The organism is Methylobacterium sp. Leaf456, from assembly GCF_001425465.1.
Classification (GTDB): Bacteria; Pseudomonadota; Alphaproteobacteria; order Rhizobiales; family Beijerinckiaceae; genus Methylobacterium.
In genome coordinates this window covers 125,660-151,277 of record NZ_LMQV01000001.1, presented here as the reverse complement: position 1 = coordinate 151,277, position 25,618 = coordinate 125,660, and the positions used below count along the sequence as shown (strand labels likewise).

Sequence of the window (25,618 nt, the reverse complement as noted above, 5' to 3'; positions counted from 1 at the left end):
GCCGGGGAGGGATGTCATGGCGCAAGCGGTCGGGGCGATCGACCAGGGCACCACGAGCACGCGCTTCATCGTGTTCGACCGCTCCGGCGCCATCCTGGGGCAGGCCCAGCGCGAGCACGAGCAGATTTTTCCCAAAGCCGGCTGGGTCGAGCACGATGCCCGCGAGATCTGGCGCAACACCCGCACGGTGATGCGCGAGGGGCTGGTGCGGGCCGGGCTGGAGCCCTCCGACCTCTCGGCAATCGGCATCACCAACCAGCGTGAGACCGCCTTGCTGTGGGATGCCACGACCGGTGAACCGCTGCACAACGCGCTGGTCTGGCAGGATACCCGCACCGACCGGCACGTCGCCGCGCTCGCCCGCGACGGTGGGCGCGACCGGTTCCGCGACCTCACCGGCCTGCCGCTGGCGAGCTACTTTTCCGCCTCGAAACTCGCGTGGCTGCTCGACCATGTCGAGGGCGCCCGCGAGAAGGCCGAGGACGGGCGCGCCCTGTTCGGCACCATCGATTCCTGGCTGGTCTGGAACCTCACCGGCGGCGAGGAGGGGGGCCTGCACGTCACCGACGTGACCAATGCCAGCCGCACGCAACTCATGTCGCTGGCCAGCCTCGACTGGGACGAGGGCATGCTCGGCGTGTTCCGCATCCCCCGCGCGGTGCTCCCAAAAATCGTCTCGTCGAGCGCGGTTTTGGGCGAGACCCGCGACCCGTTCGAGGGCGTGCCGGTGGCCGGCATCCTGGGTGACCAGCAGGCGGCGCTCTTCGGCCAGACCTGCTTCGCACCGGGCGAGGGCAAGAACACCTACGGCACCGGCGCCTTCGCGCTGATGAACACCGGCACGGAGCCCGTCGCCTCGAAGGCCGGCCTCGTCACGACGGTCGCCTACCGCATCGGCGACGAGCCTCCGGCCTACGCGCTGGAGGGCTCCATCGCCATCACCGGCGCGCTGGTGCAGTGGCTGCGCGACAATCTCGGGCTGATCAGGGAATCGGCCGAGGTGGAGGCGCTGGCCCGCAGCGTCGAGGACAACGGCGGCGTCTACGTCGTGCCGGCCTTCTCAGGCCTCTACGCGCCGCACTGGCGCGACGACGCCCGCGGCCTCATCATCGGGCTGACCCGCTACGCCAACAAGGGCCACATCGCCCGCGCCTGTCTCGAAGCCACCGCCTACCAGACCCGCGAGGTGCTGGAGGCGATGGAGCGCGATTCCGGCATCCGCCTGAGCGAGCTGCGCTGCGACGGCGGCATGGTCGTCAACGATCTGCTGATGCAGTTCCAGGCCGACATCCTCGACCGCGAGACCCTGCGCCCGAAGGTTTCGGAAACGACTGCGCTGGGTGCGGCCTACGCCGCGGGCCTCGCCACCGGATTCTGGGGCGGCTTGTCGGACCTCACGGACAATTGGGCGGTTGACCGGCGCTGGCATCCGCATCTCGACGCGGAGCGGCGCGCAGCGCTGTTCTCCGGCTGGAGCCGGGCGGTGGAGCGCTCCTTCGGCTGGGTGGAGGACGAGGCATGAGGCACGGGCGGGCGGCACTTCTGGCGATGACCATGCTTTTCGGGAGCGCGGCCGAGGCTGCGCCGCAGACGTATCCGGGCCAGAGCGAGGGCGATGTCGTCGTCAAAGACTTGCGCCTTGCGAGCGGCGAGAGCCTGCAACAGGCCAAGCTGCACTACACCACGCTCGGCACGCTGCACCGCGGCGCCGACGGCGAGATCGACAACGCGGTGCTCGTCCTGCACGGCACCACCGGCACCGGAAAGAGCTTCCTGATCCCGACGCTCGGCCCCGAGCTGTTCGGCGAGGGGGCGCCGCTCGATGCCAAGCGCTGGTACGTCATCCTGCCCGACGGGCTCGGGCGCGGCGGCTCCTCGAAGCCGTCCGACGGGCTGAAGGGCCGCTTCCCCCGCTACGGCTACGGCGACGTGGTCGAGGGCCAGCACCGGGTGGTCGAGGAACTCGGCGTCAAGCGCCTGCGCCTCGTGCTCGGTACCTCCATGGGCGGGATGCAGGCCTGGATGTGGGGCATCCGCTATCCGCAAGCCATGGACCTGATCATGGCGGTGGCGAGCCAGCCGATTCCGGTCAGCGGCCGCAACGCCCTGTGGCGGCGCCTGCTGATCGAGGGCATCCGCTCCGATCCCGACTGGCAGGGCGGCGACTACACCAAGCAGCCCAAAAGCTTCGAGCGCATCCTGCCGATCTTCAACATCATGACCGAGAGCGTGCTGGGTCTCCAGAAACAGACGCCCACCCGCGCCGCGTCGGACGCGACCTACGACAAGATGGTCGCGGGCTACGCCGACAAGGCCGACGCCAACGACTGGCTGCGCTGGTTCGATTCCTCGTTCGACTACGACCCCTTCCCCGATCTGGCGAAGATCGAGGCCAAGGTGCTGGCAGTGAATTTTTCCGACGACGAGTTGAACCCACCCCAGCTCGACGTGATGAACGCCGCGATGGCGCGTGTGAAGGACGGCCGCTTCGTGCTGGTGCCGGCCTCCCCCGAGACCCACGGCCACCAGTCCCTGCGCTACGCCTCCCTGTGGAAGCGGCATCTGGCCGAGTTCCTGGGGGCGCCCGAAGCGAAGACCGAAGGGGCGAATTCGCCGGAGGGACCGGCCAAGCGCTGAGGCCGTCGGGCGGAATAGGCTGAAGATCCGGGCACAATACGCAAGACGTCCGAAGTCGTTCCGCCGCGAACTTAGCGGATGATCGTTTCTCACCCTGTGACCGCGCCGATCACGGCGGCGTGATGCGCGCTTGCCCGGCCGATAGAGGCACGATGACTTTTACCGATCCATCCGCGACGGAAAATTAACGCTTTAAATTATTAATCCGGTCACCAGAACTGCTCTCGCCCCGACCGGACTACAGCATGCGCGTCTCCCTCAAAACGGCTCTCGCCGGGTCGTTCAGCCTGCTCGCCGTCGTCGCCGCGGTCCAGGGCGGGCTCAGCATCGTCAAGCTCGCGACGATCGACCGGGAGGTGCGGGCGATCGCCGACAACTGGCTGCCCTCGGTCGGCCTGCTCGGCGACATCAGCACGGCGACCCGCGACGAGCGGGTGAAGACCTACCGCTACGCCTCCACTTCCGACACGCCGGAGCTGCTCGCCGCCAACGAGAAGAGCGTTCGGGTCAGCCAGAAGGCGCTCGCCGACCTGCGCAAGGCCTACGAGCCGCTGATCGCCTCGGCCGAGGAGCGGGCGCTCTACGAGCGCTTCTCCGCCACCTGGGCGACCTACACCGTTCGGCTGGAGGAGGTCGTGGGGATGATGCGGGCCGGTCGCAAGGCCGAGGCGCTGACCCTGCTCGCCAGGCCCGACACCCTGGCGCTGGCGCAGGCCGCCACCAAGGTGCTGCAGGAGAACCTCGCCCTGAACAAGCGCGGCGCCAAGGACAGCGTCGATCACGCCGTCGGCAGCGCGGCCTCGGCCGCGATGACGGCCTGGATCGCCATGGCGGTGACGCTGCTCTCGGCGCTTCTCGCCGCCCTGTTCGGCTGGCGCGGCATCTCGCGGCCGATCGAGGGGATGACCGCGGCGATGGGCCAGCTGGCGGCGGGCGACGCCACCCTCGACGTGCCGGGAAGGGGCCGGCGCGACGAGATCGGCGCGATGTCGGCGGCCGTGCAGGTGTTCAAGGACAACCTGATCCGCGCCCGCGCGCTGGAGGAGGAATCGGCGCTCGCCCGCGCCGGGGCCGAGGCCCAGCGCAAGGCGGCGGCCCGCGACATGGCCGACGCGTTCGAGCGGAGCGTGGGCGGCGTCATCGGCGGCCTCTCGGCGGCGGCGACCCAGTTGCAGGGGACCGCGCGCGCGATGACCGCCACCGCCGCCGAGACCGCGGCGCAGTCCGGCTCGGTCGCGGCCTCGGCCGACGAGGCGGCGTCCAACGTCGGCACCGTCGCGGTGGCGGCGGAGGAACTCGGCGCCTCCGTGGCCGAGATCGGGCGTCAGGTCGATGGCTCGGCCGCGCTCGCCCAGGCCGCCGTGGGCGAAGCCGGGCAAACGGCGGTGCTCGTGCGCGACCTGTCGGACGCGGCCTCCCGCATCGGCGACGTGGTGGCGATGATCGCCACCATCGCCGGCCAGACCAATCTTCTGGCGCTGAACGCCACGATCGAGGCTGCCCGCGCCGGCGAGGCCGGCCGCGGCTTCGCGGTCGTCGCCGCGGAGGTGAAGGAACTCGCCAACCAGACCGCACGGGCAACCGAAGAAATCACCGGCCAGATCGGCCGCATCCAGGCCTCGACCGGTCAGGCGGTGACGGCGATCGACGGCATCGCGGGCCGCATCCGCGAGATCAGCGGTGTGGCCACCGGCATCGCGGCGGCGGTGGAGGAGCAGGGCGCGGCCACGCAGGAGATCGTGCGCAACGTCGCCCAGGCCGCGACCGGCGCGGGCGCGGTGACGACCAACATCGCGGGCGTGGCCTCGGCCGCGGAGGAAACCGGGGCGGCGGCCTCCCAGGTGCTCGCCTCGGCCACCGAGCTGTCGCGCCAATCCGAGCAGCTTGGTGCGGACGTCGCCCGCTTCCTCGACACCGTGCGGGCGGCTTGATCCTTCAGGGCCGAAACCCCTCGAACACCATCTGGTCGGCGTGCGCTGCGGCCAGCGCCCGCTGCTCGGGCGTGCGGACGGTCCAGGTCATCACCGGCATGCCCCCGAGACGGCGGCAGAGATAGGGCACCGGCCCCGGCAGGTCGCCGACGCGCCAGGACAGGAAGTCGGGCCGGCTCTCGTCGAGATGGAGCAGGCCCGAGAGCGCGGTGCGCAGCGACGGGCTCAGGCGGTCGTATTCGGGATCGTCCTGGCTCGCCTCGGCGACGATGCCCCTGGGGATGGCCGGCGCGATCTCGGCGAGCATGCCGACGATGCCGGGATCGAAGGATTTCAGCGCGATCGGCCCGGTGAAGCCGGCCACCACCTCCGCGGTGCGGCGGGTGAGGCGGCGGTCGCCGTCGAAACGGCTCTTGATCTCGACCACCACCGGCACCCGCCCGCCGACATGGGTGAGAAACTCCGCCAGCGTCGGGATGCGCTCGGCCGTACCGAAGATCGTCCGTTGGCCGAGGTCCGCGGCGCTCGTCGCGTCCACCGCGCCCTCGGTGCCGGTGAGGCGCCCGAGCGTGGCGTCGTGGAAGACCATCGCCTCGCCGTCGGCGCTGACCTGCACGTCGCACTCGACGGCGTAGCCCGCCGCCGCCGCAGCCTCGGCGGCAGCCAGCGTGTTCTCGGGGATGCCGGCGGCGCGGTCGTGCAGGCCGCGATGGGCAATCGGCCGCGCGGTCAGCCAGCCGGGCGCGTTGAGGGCGCGGCTCACGCGACCTCGAACATCGCCTCGACCTCGACCGCGGCGTCGAGGGGAAGTTCGGCGACGCCGACGGTGGAGCGGGCGTGGCGGCCCTTGTCGCCCAGCACCGCGACCATCAAGTCGGAGGCACCGTTCATGATGGGGGCGAGCCCGGCGAAGGTCGGCACGGCGTTGATGAAGCCGCCGAGCCGCAGGCATTGCACGACGCCGCGGTCGAGATCGCCCACCGCCGCCTCGATCTGAGCGAGCACGTTCAGCGCGCAGAGCTTGGCCGCCTCGATCCCGGCCTCGTTCGAGACCTCGGCGCCGAGCTTGCCCTTGTGGGCGTCGGCGAGCTTGCCGTCGGGCCCGAAGCAGATCTGGCCGGAGATGATCACGAGGTTGCCCGAGCGCACGAACGGCACGTAGTTCGCCACGGGAGCCGCCGCCTTCGGCAGGGTGAGCCCGAGGGCTTCCAGGCGTTCCTTGACCGAGTTCATCGCGTGTGTGGCTCCTGCTTCGTCGCCGGGGACGAAGCACGGGGGCAGGGCCGGGCGCAAGGGGGCGCTTCGGTCCGCAGACGACAGTGGATTCGGGAGAAAGCCTTCGCTGGCAACGGCTTGCACAGCGCGCAAGAAAAAAGGCTCGGATTGCTCCGAGCCTTGAAGGGAAAAGGCCATTGGGGGCTGAACTGGCCTTCGTGATCGGACAATGCGCTCGGCCGCGGTCGGTTCCAAAAAATCTGCGAAAAGATTTCAGCGCGGCGCGGCGGCCCGGCGCAGCCGGTCGTTGATCGCCTCGCCGAGGCCCGCTTCCGGAATCGGCGCGACCGCGATCACGGCCGCACCCGCGGCGTCGAGGCGGCGTAGCGCCGAGAACAGACGGGTGGCGGCTTCCTGCGCGTCGCCGGCCTCGCTGAGGTTCTCGACGGCGCATGCAGCCTCCCATCCGACGGGCCGAAAGGCGCCGAACAACAGGGCCGCCTCGCCGGGCGCGATCCGCGTCGCGTCGAGCCGCACCGCCGCCCGCGGGGCGTAGTGCGAGGCGAGCAGCCCCGGCCCGACCGGGCGCGATCCCGGATCGCCGTCCGTCTCCGGGGCAAAGCCCAGCACAGCGGCCAGGGCCTCGCGGGTCACGCCGCCCGGCCGCAGCAGCCGGGGCGGACCGCCGAGGCAGGCAACCACGCTCGATTCGACGCCGACCGGGCACGCGCCTCCGTCGAGCACCGCGGCGATGCGCCCGTCGAGATCGGCCAGCACGTGGTCCGCGCTCGTCGGGCTCACCCGCCCCGAGCGGTTGGCCGAGGGCGCCGCCACCGGCCGCCCGACCCGCGCCAGGAGGTCGCGGGCGATTCCATGCCCCGGCACTCGTAGCGCCACGCTGTCGAGCCCGGCGCGGGCGAGATCGCAGACCGTGCCGCCGGGTGCCCCCGGCACCACCAGGGTCAGCGGCCCCGGCCAGAATTCTTTTGCGAGGCTTTGGGCGTGCTCGTCGAACACGCCTTCCGCCATGGCTGCATCCAGAGTCGGCAGGTGCGCGATCAGCGGGTTGAAGCTCGGGCGCGCCTTGGCGGCGTAGATGCCGGCCACCGCCGCCGGATCGGTGGCGTCGGCCCCGAGGCCGTAGACTGTCTCGGTCGGCAGCGCGACGAGCCGCCCGGCCGCCAGCAGCGCGGCGGCCTCCGTGAGGCCGGCCACGTCGGCGGGCAGGCGTTGCGTCGCGGTTGACGGGAATCCGTCCATGTCGGAGGGGAAACGATCTCGCGAAAGGGGATCGACGGCCCTAACCTTCCCCGGTGCGGGCCGTCAAACGGCAAGCGTCCCGTCAGCGTCAGCACAGGTTCACGCCCTATGACCTACCGCGCCCCCGTCCAGGAGATGGCCTTCGCGCTCCGCCACGTGGCCGGGCTCGACGCGGTGCTGGCCAAGACTGTGATCGAGGGCGGCGCCGAGATCGCCCCCGAGGATGCGGTGGCGATCCTGGAGGAGGCGGGCCGGTTCGCGAACAACGTGCTCGCACCGTTGAACCGCGCGGGCGACCGGCACGGCACCCTATTTTCAGACGGCGCCGTCACCACCCCGCCGGGCTGGCGCGAGGCGTATCGGGCCTTCGTCGCGGGCGGCTGGAACGGGGTGCGCGCCGCCCCCGAGCAGGGCGGCCAGGGCCTGCCGCACCTGATCGCGGCGGCCTGCACCGAGTTGTGGAACGGGGCGAACCTCGCCTTCGGCATCGGCCCGTTGCTGACGGCAGGCGGCATCGAGGCGCTCGCCGCCCACGGCTCGGACGCGCTGAAGACCGGCTACCTCCATAAAATCGTGTCGGGCGAATGGACCGCCACTATGAACCTGACCGAGCCGCAGGCCGGCTCGGACCTCTCCACCTTGCGCACCCGCGCCGAACCGAGCGGCGACGGCCGCTACCGGATCACGGGGTCCAAGATCTACATCAGCTACGGCGAGCACGACCTCACCGACAACATCTGCCACCTCGTGCTCGCCCGCCTCAAGGACGCGCCCGCGGGCACGCGGGGCATCTCGCTGTTCCTCGTGCCGAAGGTGCTGCCGGACGGTTCGCGCAACGACCTTCGCTGCTCGGGCGTCGAGCACAAGCTCGGCATCCACGCCTCGCCCACCTGCTCCATGGCCTTCGGCGACGGCGGCGGGGCCATCGGCTGGCTGATCGGCGAGGAGAACCGCGGCTTGGCCTGCATGTTCACGATGATGAACGCGGCCCGGCTCAATGTCGGCCTCCAGGGCGTCGGCGTGGCCGAGGCCGCGACCCAAAAGGCGCTGGACTACGCCCGCGAGCGCCGCCAGGGCCGGGCGCCCGGCGCACCGGAGCCCGTCAGCGCGATCGCGGCCCATGCCGACGTGCAGCGCATGCTCCTGACCATGAAGGCGTATACGTCGGCGGCGCGCGGCCTCTGCTACCTCACCGCCCAGGCCCTCGACGCGGCGCAGGGCCCGGACGGCAAGACGGCGCACGACCGCGCCTCGCTGCTGACGCCGGTCGCCAAGGCCTTTTCCACCGACATCGCCAACGAGGTGGCGGCGCTTGGGCTTCAGGTCCACGGCGGCATGGGCTTCGTCGAGGAGACCGGCGCGGCCCAGTTCCTGCGCGACGCCCGCATCCTCGCCATCTACGAGGGCACCAACGGCATCCAGGCGATCGACCTCGTGACCCGCAAGCTGCCGCTGAACGGCGGGGCCACGGTGGGGGCGCAGATCGCCGCGATCCGGCGGGTGGCGGAAGCGCTGCTCAAGGACGGCCACCCCGGCTTCGGCCACGCGGCCCCGCGCCTGCGCGAGGGGATTTCCAGCCTCGACCGCGCCACGGGCTTCCTGCTTAAGGCTCTGGGCTCGAACCGGCCGCAGGACGCGCTGCCCGGCGCGACGCCCTACCTGCGGCTGTTCGGCCTTGTGCAGGGCGCCGCCTGCCTCGCCCGCGCCGGGCTCGCGTCGAGCGCGGCGCTGAAAGCCGGCGAGACCGATCCGGCGCACGCCGCCCGCATCGCGCTCGCCCGCTTCTTCGCCGAGAACCTGCTGCCGGCAGCCTCGGGCCTCGAACAGGCGATCCTCACCGGCGGCAGCTTTGCCGACGACCCGGCCTTCGCGCTGGCGGGGTAGGGGCACCTCGACTCCCTCCCGACGATCCCCTCATTCCGAGAGCTTTTCGAGGGGGGCGACCGGGGCCGGATTGTCGAGGCCGTCAGGCAGGCAGGACGACCGGTCGCGGCGTCAAAGCGGCCCCGTCAGCCACCCGGCGTCCAGACCTGTCCGTGATAGACGAAGCGTCCGCCCTCACTCGCGAGCGCGGCCAGCCCGCCGAAGGCCGGGTCCTTCACGGTGATGACGCTGGTGGGGATGTCGCGCATCTGCGCCGCGAACGGCGCCTTGCGCTCGAACGCGTCGCGAAACCCGCCCGCCCGCAGCACCGGCACGATCCGCGGGGCGATGCCGCCGCCGATATAGACACCGCCGGTCGCCAGGAAGGTGAGGGCGAGGTCGCCGCAGACGCGCCCGAGCAGCCGGGCGAACAGGTCCAGCGCTTCCCGAGCGTGGGAATCCTCGCCCGAGAGGCCGGTGCGGGTGATCTCGGCGGGGTCGAGGGCGGGGCCGTCGCCGCCGCCGCGCACCGTCCGGATCGCCGCGTGCAGCCGCGACAGGCCGGGGCCGGAGAGCAGGGTCTCGACGGTGATGCGGTCGTCGGTGCGCTCGACCGCGGCCCAGATTTCCGCCTCCGCCGCGTCGCAGGCCCCGAGATCGGTGTGGCCGGCCTCCGTCGAGACGATGGCGAGGCGATCCTCGTAGGGAACGAGTGCGGCCGCGCCGAAGCCGGTGCCGGGCCCGAGCACCACCCGCGGCCCGTTCGCCTCGTGCCGTTCGGGGCCGACCGGCGTCAGGTCGTCGGGGGCGATGGCCGCGGCACCGGCCGCCACCGGCACGTAATCGTTGACGACCGTGACCCGCGACAGGCCGAAATCCCGGCCGATCGCCTCGCCCGCGACCACCCAATGGGCGTTGGTGAGCTGCACTGCCGGGGCATCGACCCGGCCGGCGATCGCCAGGATCGCCGAGCGGGGGCTTTGTGCCCCGCTCTTGTCGAGCGCGGCGCGGATCGCCGCGCTGGGGTCGGCATAGCCCGCCGTGGGCTCGTGGGCGAGGACGCGGGCCGGCGCGCCCTTCGTCTCGATCAGGCCGAAGCGGGCGTTCGTCCCGCCGATGTCGCCGACCAGCACCGGAAATTCGAACATGCGTTTGCCGTCTCGTGCATCCTTTGAGCGGACCCTAACAGAGGGTCCGCGATCCGGTCGACAAGCGTGGGCTCAGGCCCGCGGCAGCGCGTCGGGCTCGATGTCGCCGCCCTCGGCCCAGGCGGTGAGGAGCGCGCGCACGTCGGCGGGCGTGGCGAGGCGGTAGGGCGCGACGGTCTCGCCGTCGCCGATGCGCACGCTGATCCCGCCCTCCTCGTTGACCGAGGCGAAGGCGATCTCGTCGGTGCGGTCGTCGCCCATGAAGAGGGCGCGGCGGCCGGCATAGGGGGCGGCCTCCAGAAAAGCCCGGATGGCGTGGGCCTTGGTGGCGGAGGCCGGCACGATCTCGCCGACCGCCTTGCCGAGCTGGAGCCGGTAGGCGCTGCCGAGATCGGCCGCCACCGCCTTGACGATCGTTTCCGCGGCCTGCGCGTCCGCCGGCGCGGCGAGGCGCCAGTGGACCGCCACCGAGGCGCCCTTGTCCTCGATCAGCACCGCCTCGTAGCGGGCAGTCTCGGCGTGCAGCCGCTCGACGCCCGCGCGCAGGGCCGGATGATCCTCGGGGCCCCCGCCGCTCCGTTGGCCGTCCACGCGTCGCTCGACCCCGTGCAGGCCGGCGACGTCGAACCGGGCAGGCGCCAGAAAGTCGTCGATCACCGCGACCGGCCGCCCGGTGACGATGGCGAGCGCCCCGCCGAGCCGGGTGCGCAGCCGCTCCAGCGTCGGCACGAGATCGGGATCGACCCGCACCGCGTCGGGCCGCGGCGCGATCTCGACCAGGGTGCCGTCGAAATCGAGGAACAGGGCGTAATCGGCGGTCTCGCTCACGGCGTCGTCCTTCTCCCGAGGTCTCTTCGCGCTAGCATGAGGGCGAGCCGCGACAAACCGGTGATCCAACACCAGCGGAGGCGCCCGTGCGGCCCATCCCCATCCGCCCCGGCCCCGGACAGGAGAGCGTCTGGGGCTATCCCCGCCCGCCCCGGCTGGAGCCGGTGCCCGAGCGGCTGACCGTGATTCTGGGCGGGCAGACCATCGCCTCGACCCTCGCCGGCTTTCGCGTGCTGGAGACCAGCCACCCACCGACCTACTACTTTCCGCCCGCGGACGTCGCAGAAGGCGTGCTCGGGCCGCCCCGCCGGGCCGGCATCTGCGAGTGGAAGGGGCGGGCGGTGCTGTTCGACGTGACCGGCGGCGCCATCCAAGCGCCGGGCGCCGCCTGGGCCTATCCCGACCCGACGCCGGGTTTTCGAAACATCACCGGATATGTCGCCTTCTATGCCGGGCCGATGGAGGCCTGCCTCGTCGGCGACGTGCGGGCCGAGCCGCAGCCCGGCGGCTTCTACGGCGGCTGGGTCACGCCGAGTCTCGTCGGCCCGTTCAAGGGCGGGCCCGGCACGATGGGGTGGTGACGCCGTTTGGGCTGGCGCCCTTGCGCCCGTGGCCGCTACACCGGCCGCGAAGACGCGAACGCGAGGAGCCCTGCATGCCGGTCGAGACCGATCCCAAGGCCGTCGGCCTCTGCTCTGAGCGGCTGGAGCGGGTCGATGCGTGGATGCGCGGCTATGTCGAGACGGGGCGGCTGGCCGGCCTCTCGGTCGCGGTGATGCGCGGCGGCAAGACCGCGTTCTTCCGCACCCACGGCCATGCCGACCTCGCGCGGCAAAAGCCGTTCACGACTGAGACCATCACCCGCATCTACTCGATGACGAAGCCGCTGACCTCGCTCGCGGTGCTGATGCTCTACGAGGAGGGGCGGTTCCAACTCGACGACCCGGTCGCGCGCTTCCTGCCCGAGTTCGCCGAGATGCGGGTGATGGTCGGCGGCAACCGGGCCAAGATCGAGACCGTGCCGGCGCTCCGCCCGATCACGATCCGCGACCTCCTCACCCATACCAGCGGTCTGACCTACGGCTTCATGGAGGCCACGCTGGTCGATGCGCTCTACCGCGCCAACGAGATCGACTTCCAGACCTCGAAGCTCAGCCTCGGCGATCTCGTCGGCAAGCTGGCGCAGCAGCCGCTGCTGGCCCAGCCCGGCGCGGAGTGGAACTATTCGGTCGCCACCGACGTCCTCGGCCACCTCGTGGCGGTGGTCTCCGGACTCGACTTCGCGGCATTCATGCGGGAGCGCATCCTGCGTCCGCTCGCTATGCACGACACCGATTTTTCGGTGCCGGAGGAAAAGCAGCCGCGCTTTGCCGCGAACTACATCTTCGACCGCGAGGGCAAACTCCGGCTCTACGACGACAGCACCGACAGCAAGTTCCTGCGGGTTCCGCCTCTGGCCTCCGGCGGCGGCGGGCTCGTCTCGACCACGGACGATTACCTGCGCTTCTGCCGCCTGATCCTAAACCGCGGCGTCCTCGACGGCGTGCGGCTCTTGGGGCGCAAGACCGTCGATCTGATGCTGACCAACCACCTGCCCGGCGACCTCGCCGCGATGGGCCAGCCGCGCTTCGCCGAATCGTCTTACACCGGCATCGGCTTCGGCCTCGGCTTCTCGGTGATGCTGGACCCCGCCGCCGCGCAGATCGTCGGCACGCCGGGCGAGGTCGCCTGGGGCGGGGTGGCCAGCACCTCGTTCTGGATCGACCCGGCCGAAGACATGGCGGTGGTGCTCCAGGCCCAGCTCGTGCCGTCCTCGGCCCTGCCGCTGCGTCGGGAATTGCGGGTGCTGACCTACGCCGCCTTGGTGGATTGAGAAGGTATCCGGTCGATCCGCCCCGGCATCCGCCCCACGCACGTCATCGCGAGGCGAAGCTGAAGCGATCCAGGGCGAGCGCTCTCCAAAGAAGGCGAAGCCGCGCCGACGAACCGGTTCCCGCGGGCCTCCTTCGGACACTTCGGTGCGCTGGATTTCCTCGGTTTCGCCCCGCTATGACGGGGGAAACGGGGCTCAATGCCCCCTCCGAAAGCGCTCCGAGACCTGCACGATCCTGCCGATAGGGTTGCTCCGGCGGCATGGCAATGCCGGAGGACGACCGGCAGACTCGCGCGTGACCCACCGGTCACCGGCACGGATCGCGCCCCGTCACCACCACCGGCACAGAGGGCACAAGCGACTCTCATCATCGGCTGAGCAGAGCATAAGCCCAGTGCGCGCAGCACCTTCGGGAACCGCGAACACCCATGGCCGACCGCGCGGCAAGAAAGTTCCAACTTCCGCCCGACAAAGCGTTTTGAACCCATCTCAAAAAAAATTTGCCGCATATTACCATGCTTTTGCAGCGCAAACTGGCGCGTATGATCGAAAAATTTTGTCGAGCCACACGACTGCTTGATTGAACTTTAGTGCCAGCCTTGGTTGGATCGGTTCCAAGAACGAGACCAATCTGGGCAGGAAACCGATGGCCCCTCTTGAGCCTTGGAACGCTACGCGGGCGGCCGGCATCGTCGCCGAGCTGCAATCGCTCGAGGGCGCGACGCTCCCGATTCTCCACGCGCTCCAGGAGACCTTCGGCTACGTCGACGCTGACGCGGTGCCGATGATCGCCGACGCGCTGAACCTGTCGCGGGCCGAAGTGCATGGCTGCCTGACCTTCTACCACGACTTCCGCCGCGAGCCGCCGCAGGGGCACCGTCACGTCAAGCTGTGCCGGGCCGAAGCCTGCCAGGCGATGGGCTCCGACCGGTTGCACGGCGAAATCCTGTCCCGCATGGGCTGCGACTGGCACGGCACCAGTTCTGAGGGCGTCACCGTCGAGCCGGTCTACTGCCTCGGGCTGTGCGCCAACGCGCCCGCCGCCCTCATCGACGACGAGCCGCTCGCCCGGCTGACCGCCGAATCCCTCGACGCCGCGCTGAAGGAGACCCGGGCGTGAGCATCACGATCTATGTCCCGCAGGACGCCGTCGCCCTCGGGCTCGGCGCCAACCGCGTCGCCCGTGCCTTGTTCAAGGGCGCGGAAGCCCGCGGCCTCGATGTCCGCATCGTCCGCACCGGCACCCGCGGCCTGCTGTGGCTGGAGCCGATGGTCGAAGTCGGCACCCCTGAGGGCCGCATCGCCTACGGCCCGGTGACGCCAGCCGATGTCGAGAGCCTGCTCGACGCGAATTTCGTCGAGGGCGGCGAGCACGCGCTCCGTCTCGGAGACCCCGAAAAGATTCCGTTCCTGGCGCGTCAGCATCGGCTGACCTTCCACCGCTGCGGTGTGGTCGATCCGGTCTCGGTCGAGGATTACCGGGCGCATGGCGGCTATCGCGGTCTCGAAGCGGCGCTGAAGCGCGACGCCGAGGGCATCGTCGGTGAGGTGCGCGATTCAGGGCTGCGCGGGCGCGGCGGCGCCGGCTTCCCGGCGGGCATCAAGTGGAACACGGTGATGCTCGCCAAGTCCGAGCAGAAATACGTGGTCTGCAACGCAGACGAGGGCGATTCCGGCACCTTCGCCGACCGGATCATGATGGAGGGCGACCCCTTCAACCTAATCGAGGGCATGACCATCGCGGCCGTCGCCACGGGCGCGACGCGGGGCTACATCTACTGCCGCTCCGAATACCCGCAGGCGTTCAAGACCCTGCGCGAGGCGATCGCCAACGGCGTCAAGGCCGGCGTGCTCGGCGACAATATCTTGGGAAGCGGCAAGGCCTTCCACCTCGAAGTGCGCCTCGGCGCCGGTGCCTACATCTGCGGCGAGGAAACCTCGCTCTTGGAGAGCCTGGAGGGCAAGCGCGGCATCGTCCGGGCCAAGCCCCCGATCCCGGCGTTGAAGGGCTTCCTCGGCCAGCCGACGCTGGTCAACAACGTCATGACCTTCACGGCGGTGCCCTACATCCTCGAGCACGGGGCCAAGGCGTATGCCGAGTACGGCATGGGCCGATCCCTCGGCACCCTGCCGATCCAACTCGCCGGCAACGTCAAGCATGGCGGCCTGATCGAGTACGCCTTCGGCATCACCATCCGTCAGGTGATCGACGATTTCGGCGGCGGCACGCTGTCGGGCCGTCCGGTCCGCGCAGTGCAGGTCGGCGGCCCGCTCGGCGCCTACTTCCCCGACGACCTGCTCGACACGCCGCTCGATTACGAGGCGATGGCGGCCAAGAAGGGCCTCGTCGGCCACGGCGGCATCGTGGTGTTCGACGACACCGTGGACATGGCCAAGCAAGCGCGCTTCGCCTTCGAGTTCTGCGCCACCGAATCCTGCGGCAAGTGCACCCCCTGCCGCATCGGCGCCACCCGTGGGGTCGAGACCATGGACAAGGTCATCGCGGGCATCCGCCCGGAGGCCAACCTCAAGCTCGTCGCCGACCTCTGCGAGGTCATGACCGACGGTTCGCTCTGCGCCATGGGCGGCCTGACGCCGATGCCCGTGATGAGCGCCATCACCCACTTCCCCGACGACTTCCGGCGCATGGGCGATCTGCCCGTCGCGGCCGAGTGAGGAGGCCCCCGATGACCCTCATCAAGGAAATCGACTACGGCACGCCGATCCGGCTCTCCGAGCAGACGGTGAGCCTGACCATCGACGGCGAGAGCGTCACGGTGCCCGCGGGCACCTCGGTCATGGCCGCCGCGATGCAGATGGGCACCAAGATCCCGAAGCTCTGCGCGACCGATTCGCTGGAGCCGTTCGGCTCCTGCCGCATGTGCCTCGTCGAGATCGAGGGCCGCCGCGGGACGCCGGCCTCCTGCACCACGCCGGCTGAGAACGGCATGGTGGTGAAGACGCAGACCGACAAGCTGCATCGCCTGCGGAAAGGGGTGATGGAGCTCTACATCTCTGACCACCCGCTCGACTGCCTGACCTGCGCGGCCAACGGCGATTGCGAGTTGCAGGACACGGCCGGTCAGGTCGGTTTGCGCGACGTGCGCTACGGCTACGAGGGCGATAACCACGTCCGTCCGTCCTCCGAGCGCTACCTGCCGAAAGATGAGTCGAACCCCTACTTCACCTACGACCCGTCGAAGTGCATCGTCTGCAACCGCTGCGTCCGCGCCTGCGAGGAGACGCAGGGCACCTTCGCCCTCACCATCGAGGGCCGCGGCTTCGATAGCCGCGTCGCGGCGGGCCCGACCAACTTCATGCAGTCCGAATGCGTGTCCTGCGGCGCCTGCGTCCAGGCCTGCCCGACCGCGACCCTGCAGGAGAAGACCGTCCACGCGTTCGGCCAGCCCGACCACTCGGCGGTGACGACCTGCGCCTATTGCGGCGTCGGCTGCGCCTTCAAGGCCGAGATGCAGGGCGACAAGGTCATCCGCATGGTGCCCTACAAGGGCGGCAAGGCCAACGAGGGCCATAGCTGCGTCAAGGGTCGCTTCGCCTACGGCTACGCCACCCACAAGGACCGCATCACCAAGCCGATGATCCGCGAGAAGATCACGGATCCGTGGCGCGAGGTTTCTTGGGACGAGGCCATCTCGCACGCGGCCAGCGAGTTCAAGCGCATCCAGGCGAAGTACGGCCGCGATTCCGTCGGCGGCATCACCTCGTCGCGCTGCACCAACGAGGAGGCATACCTCGTCCAGAAGCTGGTGCGCGCCGCCTTCGGCAACAACAACGTCGACACCTGCGCCCGCGTCTGCCACTCGCCGACCGGCTACGGCCTGATGTCCACGCTCGGCACCTCGGCCGGCACGCAGGACTTCAAGTCGGTCGAGGACTCCGACGTGATCCTCGTCATCGGCGCCAACCCGACCGACGGCCATCCGGTCTTCGGCTCGCGCATGAAGAAGCGCATCCGCGAGGGCGCCCGGCTTATCGTCGCCGATCCGCGCAAGATCGACCTCGTGAAGTCGCCCCACGTTCAGGCCGACTACCACCTGCCGCTCAAGCCCGGCTCCAACGTCGCCTTCGTCAACGCCTTCGCCCACGTCATCGTGACCGAGGGGCTGATCGCCGAGGACTATGTCCGCGAGCGCTGCGATCTGGCCGAGTTCGAATCCTGGGCCCGCTTCATCGCCGAGGAGCGCAACTCGCCGGAGGCGGCGCAGGCCATCACGGGCGTCGATCCGCAGGCGATCCGCGAGGCCGCCCGCCTCTACGCCACCGGCGGTCGCGCCGCGATCTACTACGGCCTCGGCGTCACCGAGCACAGCCAGGGCTCGACTATGGTCATGGGCATGGCCAACCTCGCCATGGCCACGGGCAACATCGGCATGGTGGGTGCGGGCGTGAACCCACTGCGCGGCCAGAACAACGTGCAGGGCTCTTGCGACATGGGCTCGTTCCCGCACGAGCTGCCGGGCTACCGCCACGTCTCGGACGACGCCACCCGCGAGAGCTTCGAGGCGACCTGGGGGGCCAAGCTCGACAACGCGCCCGGCCTGCGCATCACCAACATGCTGGACGAGGCCGTCTCCGGCACCTTCAAGGGCATGTACATCCAGGGCGAGGACATCGCGCAGTCCGACCCCGACACCCATCACGTCACCTCGGGCCTCAAGGCCATGGAGTGCATCGTGATCCAGGACCTGTTCCTAAACGAGACCGCCAAATACGCCCACGTCTTCCTGCCGGGCGCCTCCTTCCTCGAGAAGGACGGCACCTTCACCAACGCCGAGCGCCGCATCTCCCGCGTGCGCAAGGTGATGGCCCCGATGGGCGGCTACGGCGACTGGGAGGGCACGGTGCTGCTCGCCAACGCCCTCGGCTACAAGATGGAGTACACCCACCCCAGCGAGATCATGGACGAGATCGCGGCGCTGACCCCGAGCTTCGCCGGCGTCTCCTACGCCAAGCTGGAGGAGATGGGCTCGATCCAGTGGCCGTGCAACGAGAAGGCGCCGCTCGGCACCCCGATGATGCACGTCGACCGGTTCGTCCGCGGCCTCGGCCGCTTCATGATCACCGAGTACGTCGCCACCGACGAGCGGACCACGGGCAAGTTCCCGCTGATCCTCACCACCGGCCGCATCCTCTCGCAGTACAATGTCGGCGCGCAGACCCGGCGGACCGAGAACTCGCGCTGGCACGAGGAGGACGTGCTGGAGATCCACCCCTTCGACGCGGAGCTGCGCGGCATCGTCGATGGCGACTTGGTCGCCCTGGAGAGCCGGTCCGGTGATATCGCACTTAAGGCCAAGGTGACCGAGCGGATGCAGCCGGGGATCGTCTACACGACCTTCCACCACGCCAAGACCGGCGCCAACGTCATCACCACCGACTACTCCGACTGGGCCACCAACTGCCCCGAGTACAAGGTGACGGCTGTCCAGGTCCGGCGCACCAACCGGCCCTCCGACTGGCAGGCGAAGTTCTACGAGGAAGATTTTTCGCTGACCCGCATCGCCGAAGCGGCGGAATGATTTTGGGAGAGGCGGCTTTCGCCTCTCCCACCCATCCCCCTCATCCTGAGGTGCCGTAGCGAAGCGGAGGCCTCGAAGGAGGGCTCCAGCCAGCCGCGCGATCCCTGGAGCCCTCCTTCGAGGCCCGCTCACGCGGGCACCTCAGGATGAGGGCGCGGGGTGGATTGCGGCCCCATCCATACACAGCCCGAGCCAAGCGATGAGCGCGACGAATCCCAACGACAAGCTGGTGCGCATGGCCAACCAGATCGCCCTGTTCTTCCGGTCCTACCCGGAGGACGAGGCGGTGGCGGGCGTGCACAATCACATCGTCGCCTTCTGGACGCCGAAGATGCGCCGCGACCTCGAAGGCTATGCCGACGAGGCCGGCGACCGGCTCGACCCGCTGGTGCAGAAGGCCTTGGAGGGTAAACCCGCCGCCGACAGCCCCGTGCGCCCGGCCACCCGCAACCCGCAGCTCGCGGGCGAGGGCGCCAGCGACGCGGGCTGAGCCTGTCAAAGCTTCGAACAGGGCAGGGCGCCGACTCGGCCCGCCCCGCGAGGGCTGCGCATTCGTCACCCTCGCAAATCCCTTGCGTCGCAGCCCGTGTTACGGCATGACGCGAGCCGCGCCCCGCGCGCCGTAGGAGTGTAGCTCAACTGGTCAGAGCACCGGTCTCCAAAACCGGGGGTTGGGGGTTCGAGTCCCTCCACTCCTGCCACGGGCGCCCTCCACCTTTTTCTCCTGACTTCCCGGCCCATCGACAAGCCGCATCTCTTGCGCTAGAGCGGGCTCATTCCGAGATCGTCAGATGTCGTCGGTGCCGGACCCCAGGGTCCTCGCACCGCGATACGCGGTTCCCGGAGCCATTTTTCGTCTCAAGTGCGCCATGGCATCGAACGAAGCGACCAAGAAAGCCGACGCGGCGCGCACGCCTGCCCGTGGAGCCGCCTCCACGACGCCCCAGCGTCCGACCCCGCCCGCGCGCCCCGCGCCCAAGCGGACCGGCCCGGTGGAGTTCTTCGGCGAGGTGCGCGACGAGGCCCGCAAGGTCACGTGGCCGACCCGCAAAGAGACCACCATCACCACCGTGATGGTGTTCATCATGGTCGTGATCGCGAGCCTGTTCTTCGTCGCCGTCGATCAGGTGCTGCGCATCGGCGTCGGCCTGATCCTGGGCATCGGCGCCTGAACCTTTACGGGCGTCCCCGGACGCCGAGGAGTTGAGAAGACCCGTGTCGAAGCGCTGGTACATCGTCCACGCCTACTCGAACTTCGAGAACAAGGTCGCCCAGTCCATCAAGGATCAGGCGGCCCAGCGCGGGCTGACCGAACTCTTCGACGAGGTCATGGTGCCGACCGAGAAGGTCACCGAGGTGCGTCGCGGCCGCAAGGTTGAGGCCGAGCGCAAGTTCTTCCCCGGCTACGTGCTGGTGAAGTGCGACCTGACCGACGAGGTCTACCACCTCATCAAGAACACCCCCAAGGTCACCGGCTTCCTCGGGGCCGACAAGGCCAAGCCCGTGCCGATCCCGGACTCCGAGGCCGAGCGGATCAAGGGGCAGGTGCAGGAGGGCGTCGAGCGCCCCAAGCACACGGTCTCCTTCGAGATCGGCGAGACGGTGCGCGTCGCCGACGGTCCCTTCGCCTCCTTCAACGGCACGGTCGAGGAGATCGACGAGGCCCGCTCCCGCCTCAAGGTCGCGGTCTCTATCTTCGGCCGCGCCACCCCGGTCGAACTCGAATACGCGCAGGTCGAGAAGGCCTGATTTTTCCGACTTTCGAGATCAATCAATCTTGATTGATCTCCGTCCCTTTCGGTCGCGTCCGCGCTGACTGGAAATCGGCGGCGCCGTTCGGCCCGTCGTCATCCGCGGGAGATCCGCCCGGCTTCGCCTCCGGGATCGTCGGATCGCACCGCGACCTGCAACCGCCCGTCCGACCGTGCCTAGGCAGCGCGGGGACGCGCACACTTTGGGAGCAGTCCCATGGCGAAGAAGATCACGGGTTACGTGAAGCTTCAGGTCCCGGCCGGCGCCGCCAACCCGTCGCCGCCGATCGGCCCCGCGCTCGGTCAGCGTGGCCTCAACATCATGGAATTCTGCAAGGCCTTCAACGCGAAGACCGCGCAGATGGAGAAGGGCACCCCGATCCCGGTGATCATCACCGCGTATCAGGATCGCTCCTTCACCTTCGAGATGAAGCAGCCGCCGGTCACCTTCTTCCTCAAGAAGGCGGTGGGCCTGAAGATCGGCAAGAAGCCGGCCTCCGGCTCCAAGACCCCCGGCAAGGGCCCGACCGTCGGCAAGATCACCGAGGCTCAGCTTCGCGAGATCGCCGAGAAGAAGATGCCCGACCTCAACTGCGACAACGTCGATTCGGCGGTCGCGATGATCCGTGGCTCCGCGCGGGCCATGGGTCTCGAAGTCGTCGCGTAAGGGGAGGGCGATATGGCACGCGAAGGAAAGCGCATCCGCGCCGCCCGCGAGGGTCTGGAGCCGATGAAGCTCTATGGCATCGACGAGGCGATCAAGCTGGTGAAGGCCAAGGCCAACGCCAAGTTCGACGAGACCGTCGAGATTTCGATGAATCTCGGCGTCGATCCCCGCCACGCCGACCAGATGGTCCGCGGCGTCTGCAACCTGCCGAACGGCTCCGGCCGGACGGTCCGCGTGGCGGTCTTCGCCCGCGGCGCCAAGGCGGACGACGCCAAGGCGGCCGGTGCCGACATCGTCGGCGCCGAGGACCTGCTGGAGATCGTCCAGGGCGGCAAGATCGAGTTCGATCGCTGCATCGCGACTCCGGACCTGATGCCGCTCGTCGGCCGTCTCGGTAAGGTGCTGGGCCCGCGCGGCCTGATGCCGAACCCGAAGGTCGGCACCGTCACCATGGACGTGAAGGGCGCCGTCGCTGCCGCCAAGGGCGGCGCCGTCGAGTTCCGCGTCGAGAAGGCCGGCATCATCCACGCCGGCGTCGGCAAGGTGTCCTTCGATGAGGTCAAGCTCATCGAGAACATCAAGGCCTTCGCCGACGCGGTCGCCAAGGCGAAGCCCACCGGCGCCAAGGGCACCTACATCCAGCGCATCGCCGTCACCTCGACGATGGGCCCGGGCGTCAAGGTCGAGCCCTCGACGGTGCTCACTGCCTGATCGATCCGTCTCACGGGTTCTCCGGGAAGAGGGCGTCCGGCCGGCAGGCCGGGCGCCCTCTTCTTTTTGAACGACCCTCGCGGTTGCCCCCAGCCCATGTTTTGCTAACCCATGGGTTCGGGCATCGACCCGCAACCGGGGCGGTCGCCGGACGACCGGCGGAGAGACCGGGTATGGGATGGGCCGAGACGCTCAGGATACCGCCCGCCGGAGGGTTCGCGCCGTGACCCTGACGGGGCGCATCCTGCTGCTCGTGCTGCTGGCGCTCGCGCCCGCGGTCGCCGTGCAGGTCTACAACGAGCAGGCCCTGCGCGAGTCCCGCTCCGACGCGGTGCGGGCGGCAGCACTCCGCGGCGCGCAAGCCGTGGCCGCCGACCTCGGCGACTTCGCCGACGGCGCTCGCCAGACCCTCGACATCCTGGCCGAGGAGCCCGCGATCCGGAACCGGGATGCCGCAGCCTGCAGCGCCTTCCTCGGGGCGGTCGCCGGGCGCATCTCGGGCTCGCAGATCATCGTGGTGACCGACCGCGAGGGCAGCCTCGTCTGCAACAGCCGCGGCGCGGCGCCCGGCGCCTACTCGCTGGCCGATCGCGGCTACTTCAAGCGGGCGATGGAGACCGGCAGCTCGGCGGTCGGCGAATACGTGATCGGCCGCGGCACCGGCCGGCCGACGATCCAGTTCGCCCATCCGCTGCACGACGCCGCGGGCGCGATCGACGGCCTGATCAATCTCGGCTTCGATCCGGAATGGCTCGGGCGCCGCCTCGGCAATGCCGGCCTGCCCCGCGACGCGACCGTCACCGTGACCGACCGCAACGGCACCGTGCTGGTGCGCCTGCCCGACACCGAGGCCTGGCTCGGGCGCTCCGTGCCCCGAGACTTCGCCGACGGCCTCGAACGGGCCCTCGCGGGGGGCGGCGTGCGGGAGATGGCGGGCCTGCGCGGAAACATGCGCATCACCGGCGTGGTGCGCCCGGACGGCGCGCTGGACGGCATCACCGTGGTGGTGGGCCTCAACCGGACGCTCGCCTTCGCCGACATCGACGCGGCGACCCGGCGCGGTGCCGTACTGATCGCGCTGGGCAGCCTGATCGCGGTGCTGGCCGCACTCTGGGGCGGGCGCCGCTTCATCCGCCACCCGGTGCGCCAGCTCCTCGACGCGGCCGGCGCCTGGAGCGCGGGCGACCTCGGCGTCCGCTCGGGGCTGACCGGCACGTCGGAATTCGGAAAGCTCGGCCGCGCCTTCGACCGGATGGCCGCCGACCTCCAGCGCCACGAGGAGAGCCTGAAGGCCGAACTCTCCAAGAGTCAGGCGTTGCAGGAGCAGCAGGTCACCATGCTGCACGAACTGAACCACCGGGTGAAGAACACGCTCGCCACGGTGCAGTCGCTCGCCCGCCAGTCGCGCGGGGGCGAGGAGCAGGTGGTGCAGCTCGAAAACCGCATCCTGGCGCTGTCCAAGACCCACGACCTGCTGACCCGCCGGGACTGGACCCGCGCCCCCCTGCGGCAGGTGCTGGAGAACGAGCTGTCGCCCTACCGCTCGGGCGAGGACCACGTGACGCTGACGGGCGAGGAGGTGGAGCTGCCGCCGCGCTACGTGCTCGCGCTCGGCATGACCGCGCACGAACTCACCACCAACGCGGCCAAGTACGGCGCGCTCTCCACCGACGAGGGCCGCGTCAGCGTGACGTGGCGGGTGGGTCTCGGCGAATCGGGCCGCGAGCGCCTGCATATCGAGTGGCGCGAGACCGGCGGGCCGCCGGTCTCCCAGCCCCGGCGCCGGGGCTTCGGCAGCCGCCTCATCACCGGCGGCATCGCCCGCGAACTCGACGGCGACGTGCGGCTGGATTTCGCCCCCGAGGGCCTGCGCTGCATCATCGACGTGCCGCTGGAGCGCGAAGCGGCGCCGCCCATCCCGTTCGGCGGCGCATCGCGTCGCACCGCAACGTGACGCGGAAGGGGGAGGCCAACGCCCGCGGCTGTGCTAGATAGGGCGCCATGCGTTGCACCCTCCCCATCTCGTCCCGCCGGCGCATCCTGTGCGTCTTCCCCGCCTACACGCCGTCCTTCGGGACGTTCTCGCACGCCTATCCGCTGATGGGCGGCGTGAAGGCGTTCATGCCGCCCCAAGGCCTCCTCGTCATTGCGGCCTACATGCCCGAGACCTGGGAGTGCCGCTTCGTCGACGAGAACATCAAGGCGGCCTCCCCGGAGGAGTTCGCCTGGGCCGACGCGGTGTTCGTCTCCGGCATGCACATCCAGGAAGGGCAGATCCACGACATCGGCCGGCGGGCGCATGCCGCCGGCAAGGTCGCGGTGCTCGGCGGTCCCTCGGTCTCCGGTGCGCAGGAGAAGTACCCGGATTTCGACTACCTCCATGTCGGCGAGATCGGCGACGCCACCGACCGCCTGATCGAGATTCTGGACCGCGATCTGTCGCGCCCCGACCATCAAGTGGTGCTCGACACCAAGGAGCGGCTGGCGCTGTCCGACTTCCCGGCCCCCGCCTACGAGTCGGCGCCGCTCAAGCGCTACCTGATCGGCTCGCTTCAGTTCTCGTCGGGCTGCCCTTATCGCTGCGAGTTCTGCGACATCCCGCAGCTCTACGGGCGCCAGCCGCGGCTGAAGAGCCCCGAGCAGATGTGCGCCGAACTCGACGCCATCATCAGCCAGCCCGGCCATCCGGCGGTGGTCTATTTCGTCGACGACAACTTCATCGCCAATCGCAAGGCGACCCGCGAGATGCTGCCGCATCTCGTCGAATGGCAGAAGAAGAACAACTACCCGCTCCAGTTCGCCTGCGAGGCGACGCTGAACATGGCCAAGCAGCCCGAGATTTTGGAGCTGATGCGGCAGGCCAACTTCATGACCGTGTTCGTCGGCATCGAGACGCCGGAGGCGGACGCGCTCAAGGGCATCGACAAGACCCACAACGCCGCCGTGCCGATGTACGAGGCGATTTCGACGCTCAACTCCTACGGCCTGGAGGTGACCTCGGGCATCATCCTCGGGCTCGATACCGACAGCGACAAGTCGGAGCAGAACCTGATCGACTTCATCGACAAGTCGGCGATCCCGGTCCTCACCATCAACCTGCTCCAGGCGCTGCCCAAGACCCCGCTCTGGGACCGGCTGGAGCGCGAGGGCCGGCTGCTGCACGACGCGAGCCTCGAATCGAACGTGCTGTTCAAGCGGCCCCACGACACCGTGGTGGCGAGCTGGCGCCGGGCCATCGCCCATGCCTACGGGCCCGAGAACCTGTTCGAGCGCTTCAAGCACCAGTGCGACGTGACCTATGGCAACCGCATCGTCACCCCGACCGCGGGCAAGCTCACCTTCACCAACCTGCGCCGCGGACTGATCCTCGGCTTCAACATCATCACCCGGGTCGGGATCTTTTCGGATTACCGCATGCCGTTCTGGCGCGCGGCGGGGCATGCGCTCCGCAAGGGCCAGATCGAGGCGGTGTTCAACATGGGCTTCGTCGCCCACCACCTGATCCGCTTCACCCGCGAGGCCCTGCGCGGCGAGCACAACGCCTCGTTCTACGCCGCCAAGGCCGCCGAGCAGGAGGCCGCCCGCCAGCGCAGCTGGTGGGAGAACGCGCGGCGGAGGTTCACGCCGGAGCGCGAGGCGGCGTAAGGAGCTGAGGCGCTACGCCTGAACCCTCACCCCTCTGCGGGGGAGGGTGCCCGCGGAGCGGGCGGGAGAAGGGAACCACGGTTCCGCCGAGCTGCGGCTGACGGCGAACTCTCTCGAAGCGTCGCTCCCCTCACCCGACCTCCTTCGGAGGCCACCCTCTCCCGCGGAGGGGAGAGGGGATTGGCGCTCTATCCAGCGGCCACCTCCGCCAGCACTTCCGCCTTCACGTCCCAAAGATAAAGCGTCAGCCGCGCCTGGGCGGCCGGGTCGGCGCATTGAACCCAAAAACTCGCGCTCCTCACCGCCGCCCCGAGGCCGCGCAGCACGTCTTCCGCCGGGCCCGCCGCAGCGCGCTCCGACGGGCTTGCGAGGTGGCGCAGGCCGGCGGGGGTGGCGATGACGATGGCGACGGTGGCGGGCGTCATCGGAGGAGCGTAGTCCGCTCCGCCCCTTGAGGAAAAGCGGGGCGATGCCGCAGCCATCGATGCCACTTGCCTGCGACGGAAAAGTCGCGGGCTGGGGCTCGGCGAGGGCTTGGCAAGGGGCTTG

Annotated in this window: 22 protein-coding genes and 1 tRNA gene; 17 read left to right on the top strand and 6 right to left on the bottom strand. The window is 69.8% G+C overall.

Annotation, left to right across the window (positions count from 1 at the left end; translation table 11 throughout):
- The first annotated feature begins 16 nt into the window (after nucleotides 1–16).
- The 3 genes from glpK (at nucleotide 17) to ASG52_RS00725 (ending at nucleotide 4,568) form a co-directional block, all read left to right on the top strand.
- The gene (gene glpK / locus ASG52_RS00735; RefSeq protein WP_056237612.1) at nucleotides 17–1,522 is read left to right on the top strand and encodes a glycerol kinase GlpK; all 1,506 of its coding nucleotides are present in this window, start codon (nucleotides 17–19) and stop codon (nucleotides 1,520–1,522) included.
- Nucleotides 1,519–2,637 carry an alpha/beta fold hydrolase gene (locus ASG52_RS00730; protein WP_056237608.1) on the top strand — a complete coding sequence of 373 codons (1,119 nt, stop codon included), beginning with the start codon at nucleotides 1,519–1,521 and terminating at the stop codon, nucleotides 2,635–2,637. The genes glpK and ASG52_RS00730 overlap by 4 nt, the downstream gene beginning before the upstream one ends.
- A gap of 245 nt (nucleotides 2,638–2,882) precedes the next feature.
- Entirely contained in the window at nucleotides 2,883–4,568 is a 1,686-nt protein-coding gene (locus tag ASG52_RS00725; protein WP_056237607.1) for a methyl-accepting chemotaxis protein, read from the top strand.
- A 4-nt stretch (nucleotides 4,569–4,572) separates the two neighbouring features.
- Here ASG52_RS00725 and ASG52_RS00720 read toward each other — a convergent pair whose 3' ends face one another.
- From ASG52_RS00720 to ASG52_RS00710, 3 genes are all read right to left on the bottom strand, one after another.
- Nucleotides 4,573–5,331 (bottom strand): glycerophosphodiester phosphodiesterase family protein, encoded by a 759-nt coding sequence (locus ASG52_RS00720; protein ID WP_056237601.1) that lies wholly within the window; start codon nucleotides 5,329–5,331, stop codon nucleotides 4,573–4,575.
- Nucleotides 5,328–5,801: a RidA family protein gene (locus tag ASG52_RS00715; protein WP_056237600.1), complete on the bottom strand. Its 474-nt coding sequence runs from the start codon at nucleotides 5,799–5,801 to the stop codon at nucleotides 5,328–5,330. The genes ASG52_RS00720 and ASG52_RS00715 overlap by 4 nt, the downstream gene beginning before the upstream one ends.
- Before the next feature lie 255 nt (nucleotides 5,802–6,056).
- Nucleotides 6,057–7,043 carry an L-threonylcarbamoyladenylate synthase gene (locus ASG52_RS00710; RefSeq protein WP_056237597.1) on the bottom strand — a complete coding sequence of 329 codons (987 nt, stop codon included), beginning with the start codon at nucleotides 7,041–7,043 and terminating at the stop codon, nucleotides 6,057–6,059.
- A gap of 108 nt (nucleotides 7,044–7,151) precedes the next feature.
- Between ASG52_RS00710 and ASG52_RS00705 the strand changes: the two genes are divergently transcribed.
- The gene (locus tag ASG52_RS00705; protein WP_056237593.1) at nucleotides 7,152–8,927 is read left to right on the top strand and encodes an acyl-CoA dehydrogenase; all 1,776 of its coding nucleotides are present in this window, start codon (nucleotides 7,152–7,154) and stop codon (nucleotides 8,925–8,927) included.
- A gap of 125 nt (nucleotides 8,928–9,052) precedes the next feature.
- Here ASG52_RS00705 and ASG52_RS00700 read toward each other — a convergent pair whose 3' ends face one another.
- Both ASG52_RS00700 and otsB read right to left on the bottom strand, forming a co-directional pair.
- Complete coding sequence (locus ASG52_RS00700) at nucleotides 9,053–10,054, bottom strand: glucokinase (RefSeq protein ID WP_056237591.1); 1,002 nt, start codon at nucleotides 10,052–10,054, stop codon at nucleotides 9,053–9,055.
- A gap of 72 nt (nucleotides 10,055–10,126) precedes the next feature.
- Nucleotides 10,127–10,882 carry a trehalose-phosphatase gene (gene otsB / locus ASG52_RS00695; protein WP_056237586.1) on the bottom strand — a complete coding sequence of 252 codons (756 nt, stop codon included), beginning with the start codon at nucleotides 10,880–10,882 and terminating at the stop codon, nucleotides 10,127–10,129.
- Nucleotides 10,883–10,968: 86 nt separating this feature from the next.
- On the opposite strand from otsB, the gene ASG52_RS00690 reads away from it, so the two are divergent.
- The 13 genes from ASG52_RS00690 to ASG52_RS00630 all read left to right on the top strand — a co-directional run bounded on the left by ASG52_RS00690 (nucleotide 10,969) and on the right by ASG52_RS00630 (nucleotide 25,069).
- A complete protein-coding gene (locus tag ASG52_RS00690; protein ID WP_056237584.1) occupies nucleotides 10,969–11,463 on the top strand; it encodes a DUF427 domain-containing protein in 495 nt (164 codons plus the stop codon).
- Nucleotides 11,464–11,537: 74 nt separating this feature from the next.
- Entirely contained in the window at nucleotides 11,538–12,755 is a 1,218-nt protein-coding gene (locus ASG52_RS00685; protein WP_056237583.1) for a serine hydrolase domain-containing protein, read from the top strand.
- A 646-nt stretch (nucleotides 12,756–13,401) separates the two neighbouring features.
- The gene (locus tag ASG52_RS00680; protein WP_056237579.1) at nucleotides 13,402–13,875 is read left to right on the top strand and encodes a formate dehydrogenase subunit gamma; all 474 of its coding nucleotides are present in this window, start codon (nucleotides 13,402–13,404) and stop codon (nucleotides 13,873–13,875) included.
- Nucleotides 13,872–15,431 carry a formate dehydrogenase beta subunit gene (locus ASG52_RS00675; RefSeq protein WP_056237576.1) on the top strand — a complete coding sequence of 520 codons (1,560 nt, stop codon included), beginning with the start codon at nucleotides 13,872–13,874 and terminating at the stop codon, nucleotides 15,429–15,431. Before ASG52_RS00680 ends, ASG52_RS00675 begins: the two co-directional genes overlap by 4 nt.
- 11 nt (nucleotides 15,432–15,442) lie before the next feature.
- Nucleotides 15,443–18,295, top strand: coding sequence for a formate dehydrogenase subunit alpha (gene fdhF, locus ASG52_RS00670; RefSeq protein ID WP_056237574.1), 2,853 nt, complete (start codon nucleotides 15,443–15,445; stop codon nucleotides 18,293–18,295).
- A gap of 199 nt (nucleotides 18,296–18,494) precedes the next feature.
- Complete coding sequence (locus tag ASG52_RS00665) at nucleotides 18,495–18,785, top strand: formate dehydrogenase subunit delta (protein ID WP_056237572.1); 291 nt, start codon at nucleotides 18,495–18,497, stop codon at nucleotides 18,783–18,785.
- Between the two features lie 134 nt (nucleotides 18,786–18,919).
- Nucleotides 18,920–18,996, top strand: a tRNA-Trp gene (locus ASG52_RS00660).
- A 168-nt stretch (nucleotides 18,997–19,164) separates the two neighbouring features.
- Nucleotides 19,165–19,467 (top strand): preprotein translocase subunit SecE, encoded by a 303-nt coding sequence (gene secE, locus ASG52_RS00655; RefSeq protein ID WP_056237568.1) that lies wholly within the window; start codon nucleotides 19,165–19,167, stop codon nucleotides 19,465–19,467.
- Nucleotides 19,468–19,510: 43 nt separating this feature from the next.
- Entirely contained in the window at nucleotides 19,511–20,044 is a 534-nt protein-coding gene (nusG, locus tag ASG52_RS00650) for a transcription termination/antitermination protein NusG (RefSeq protein WP_056237564.1), read from the top strand.
- Nucleotides 20,045–20,263: 219 nt separating this feature from the next.
- A complete protein-coding gene (rplK, locus tag ASG52_RS00645; protein ID WP_056237561.1) occupies nucleotides 20,264–20,713 on the top strand; it encodes a 50S ribosomal protein L11 in 450 nt (149 codons plus the stop codon).
- A 12-nt stretch (nucleotides 20,714–20,725) separates the two neighbouring features.
- Complete coding sequence (gene rplA / locus ASG52_RS00640) at nucleotides 20,726–21,424, top strand: 50S ribosomal protein L1 (RefSeq protein ID WP_056237557.1); 699 nt, start codon at nucleotides 20,726–20,728, stop codon at nucleotides 21,422–21,424.
- Nucleotides 21,425–21,647: 223 nt separating this feature from the next.
- A complete protein-coding gene (locus ASG52_RS00635) occupies nucleotides 21,648–23,378 on the top strand; it encodes a sensor histidine kinase (protein WP_056237552.1) in 1,731 nt (576 codons plus the stop codon).
- A 47-nt stretch (nucleotides 23,379–23,425) separates the two neighbouring features.
- Nucleotides 23,426–25,069, top strand: coding sequence for a B12-binding domain-containing radical SAM protein (locus ASG52_RS00630; protein WP_056237551.1), 1,644 nt, complete (start codon nucleotides 23,426–23,428; stop codon nucleotides 25,067–25,069).
- A gap of 188 nt (nucleotides 25,070–25,257) precedes the next feature.
- Here ASG52_RS00630 and ASG52_RS00625 read toward each other — a convergent pair whose 3' ends face one another.
- Entirely contained in the window at nucleotides 25,258–25,494 is a 237-nt protein-coding gene (locus tag ASG52_RS00625; RefSeq protein WP_056237549.1) for a hypothetical protein, read from the bottom strand.
- Nucleotides 25,495–25,618 lie beyond the last annotated feature (124 nt).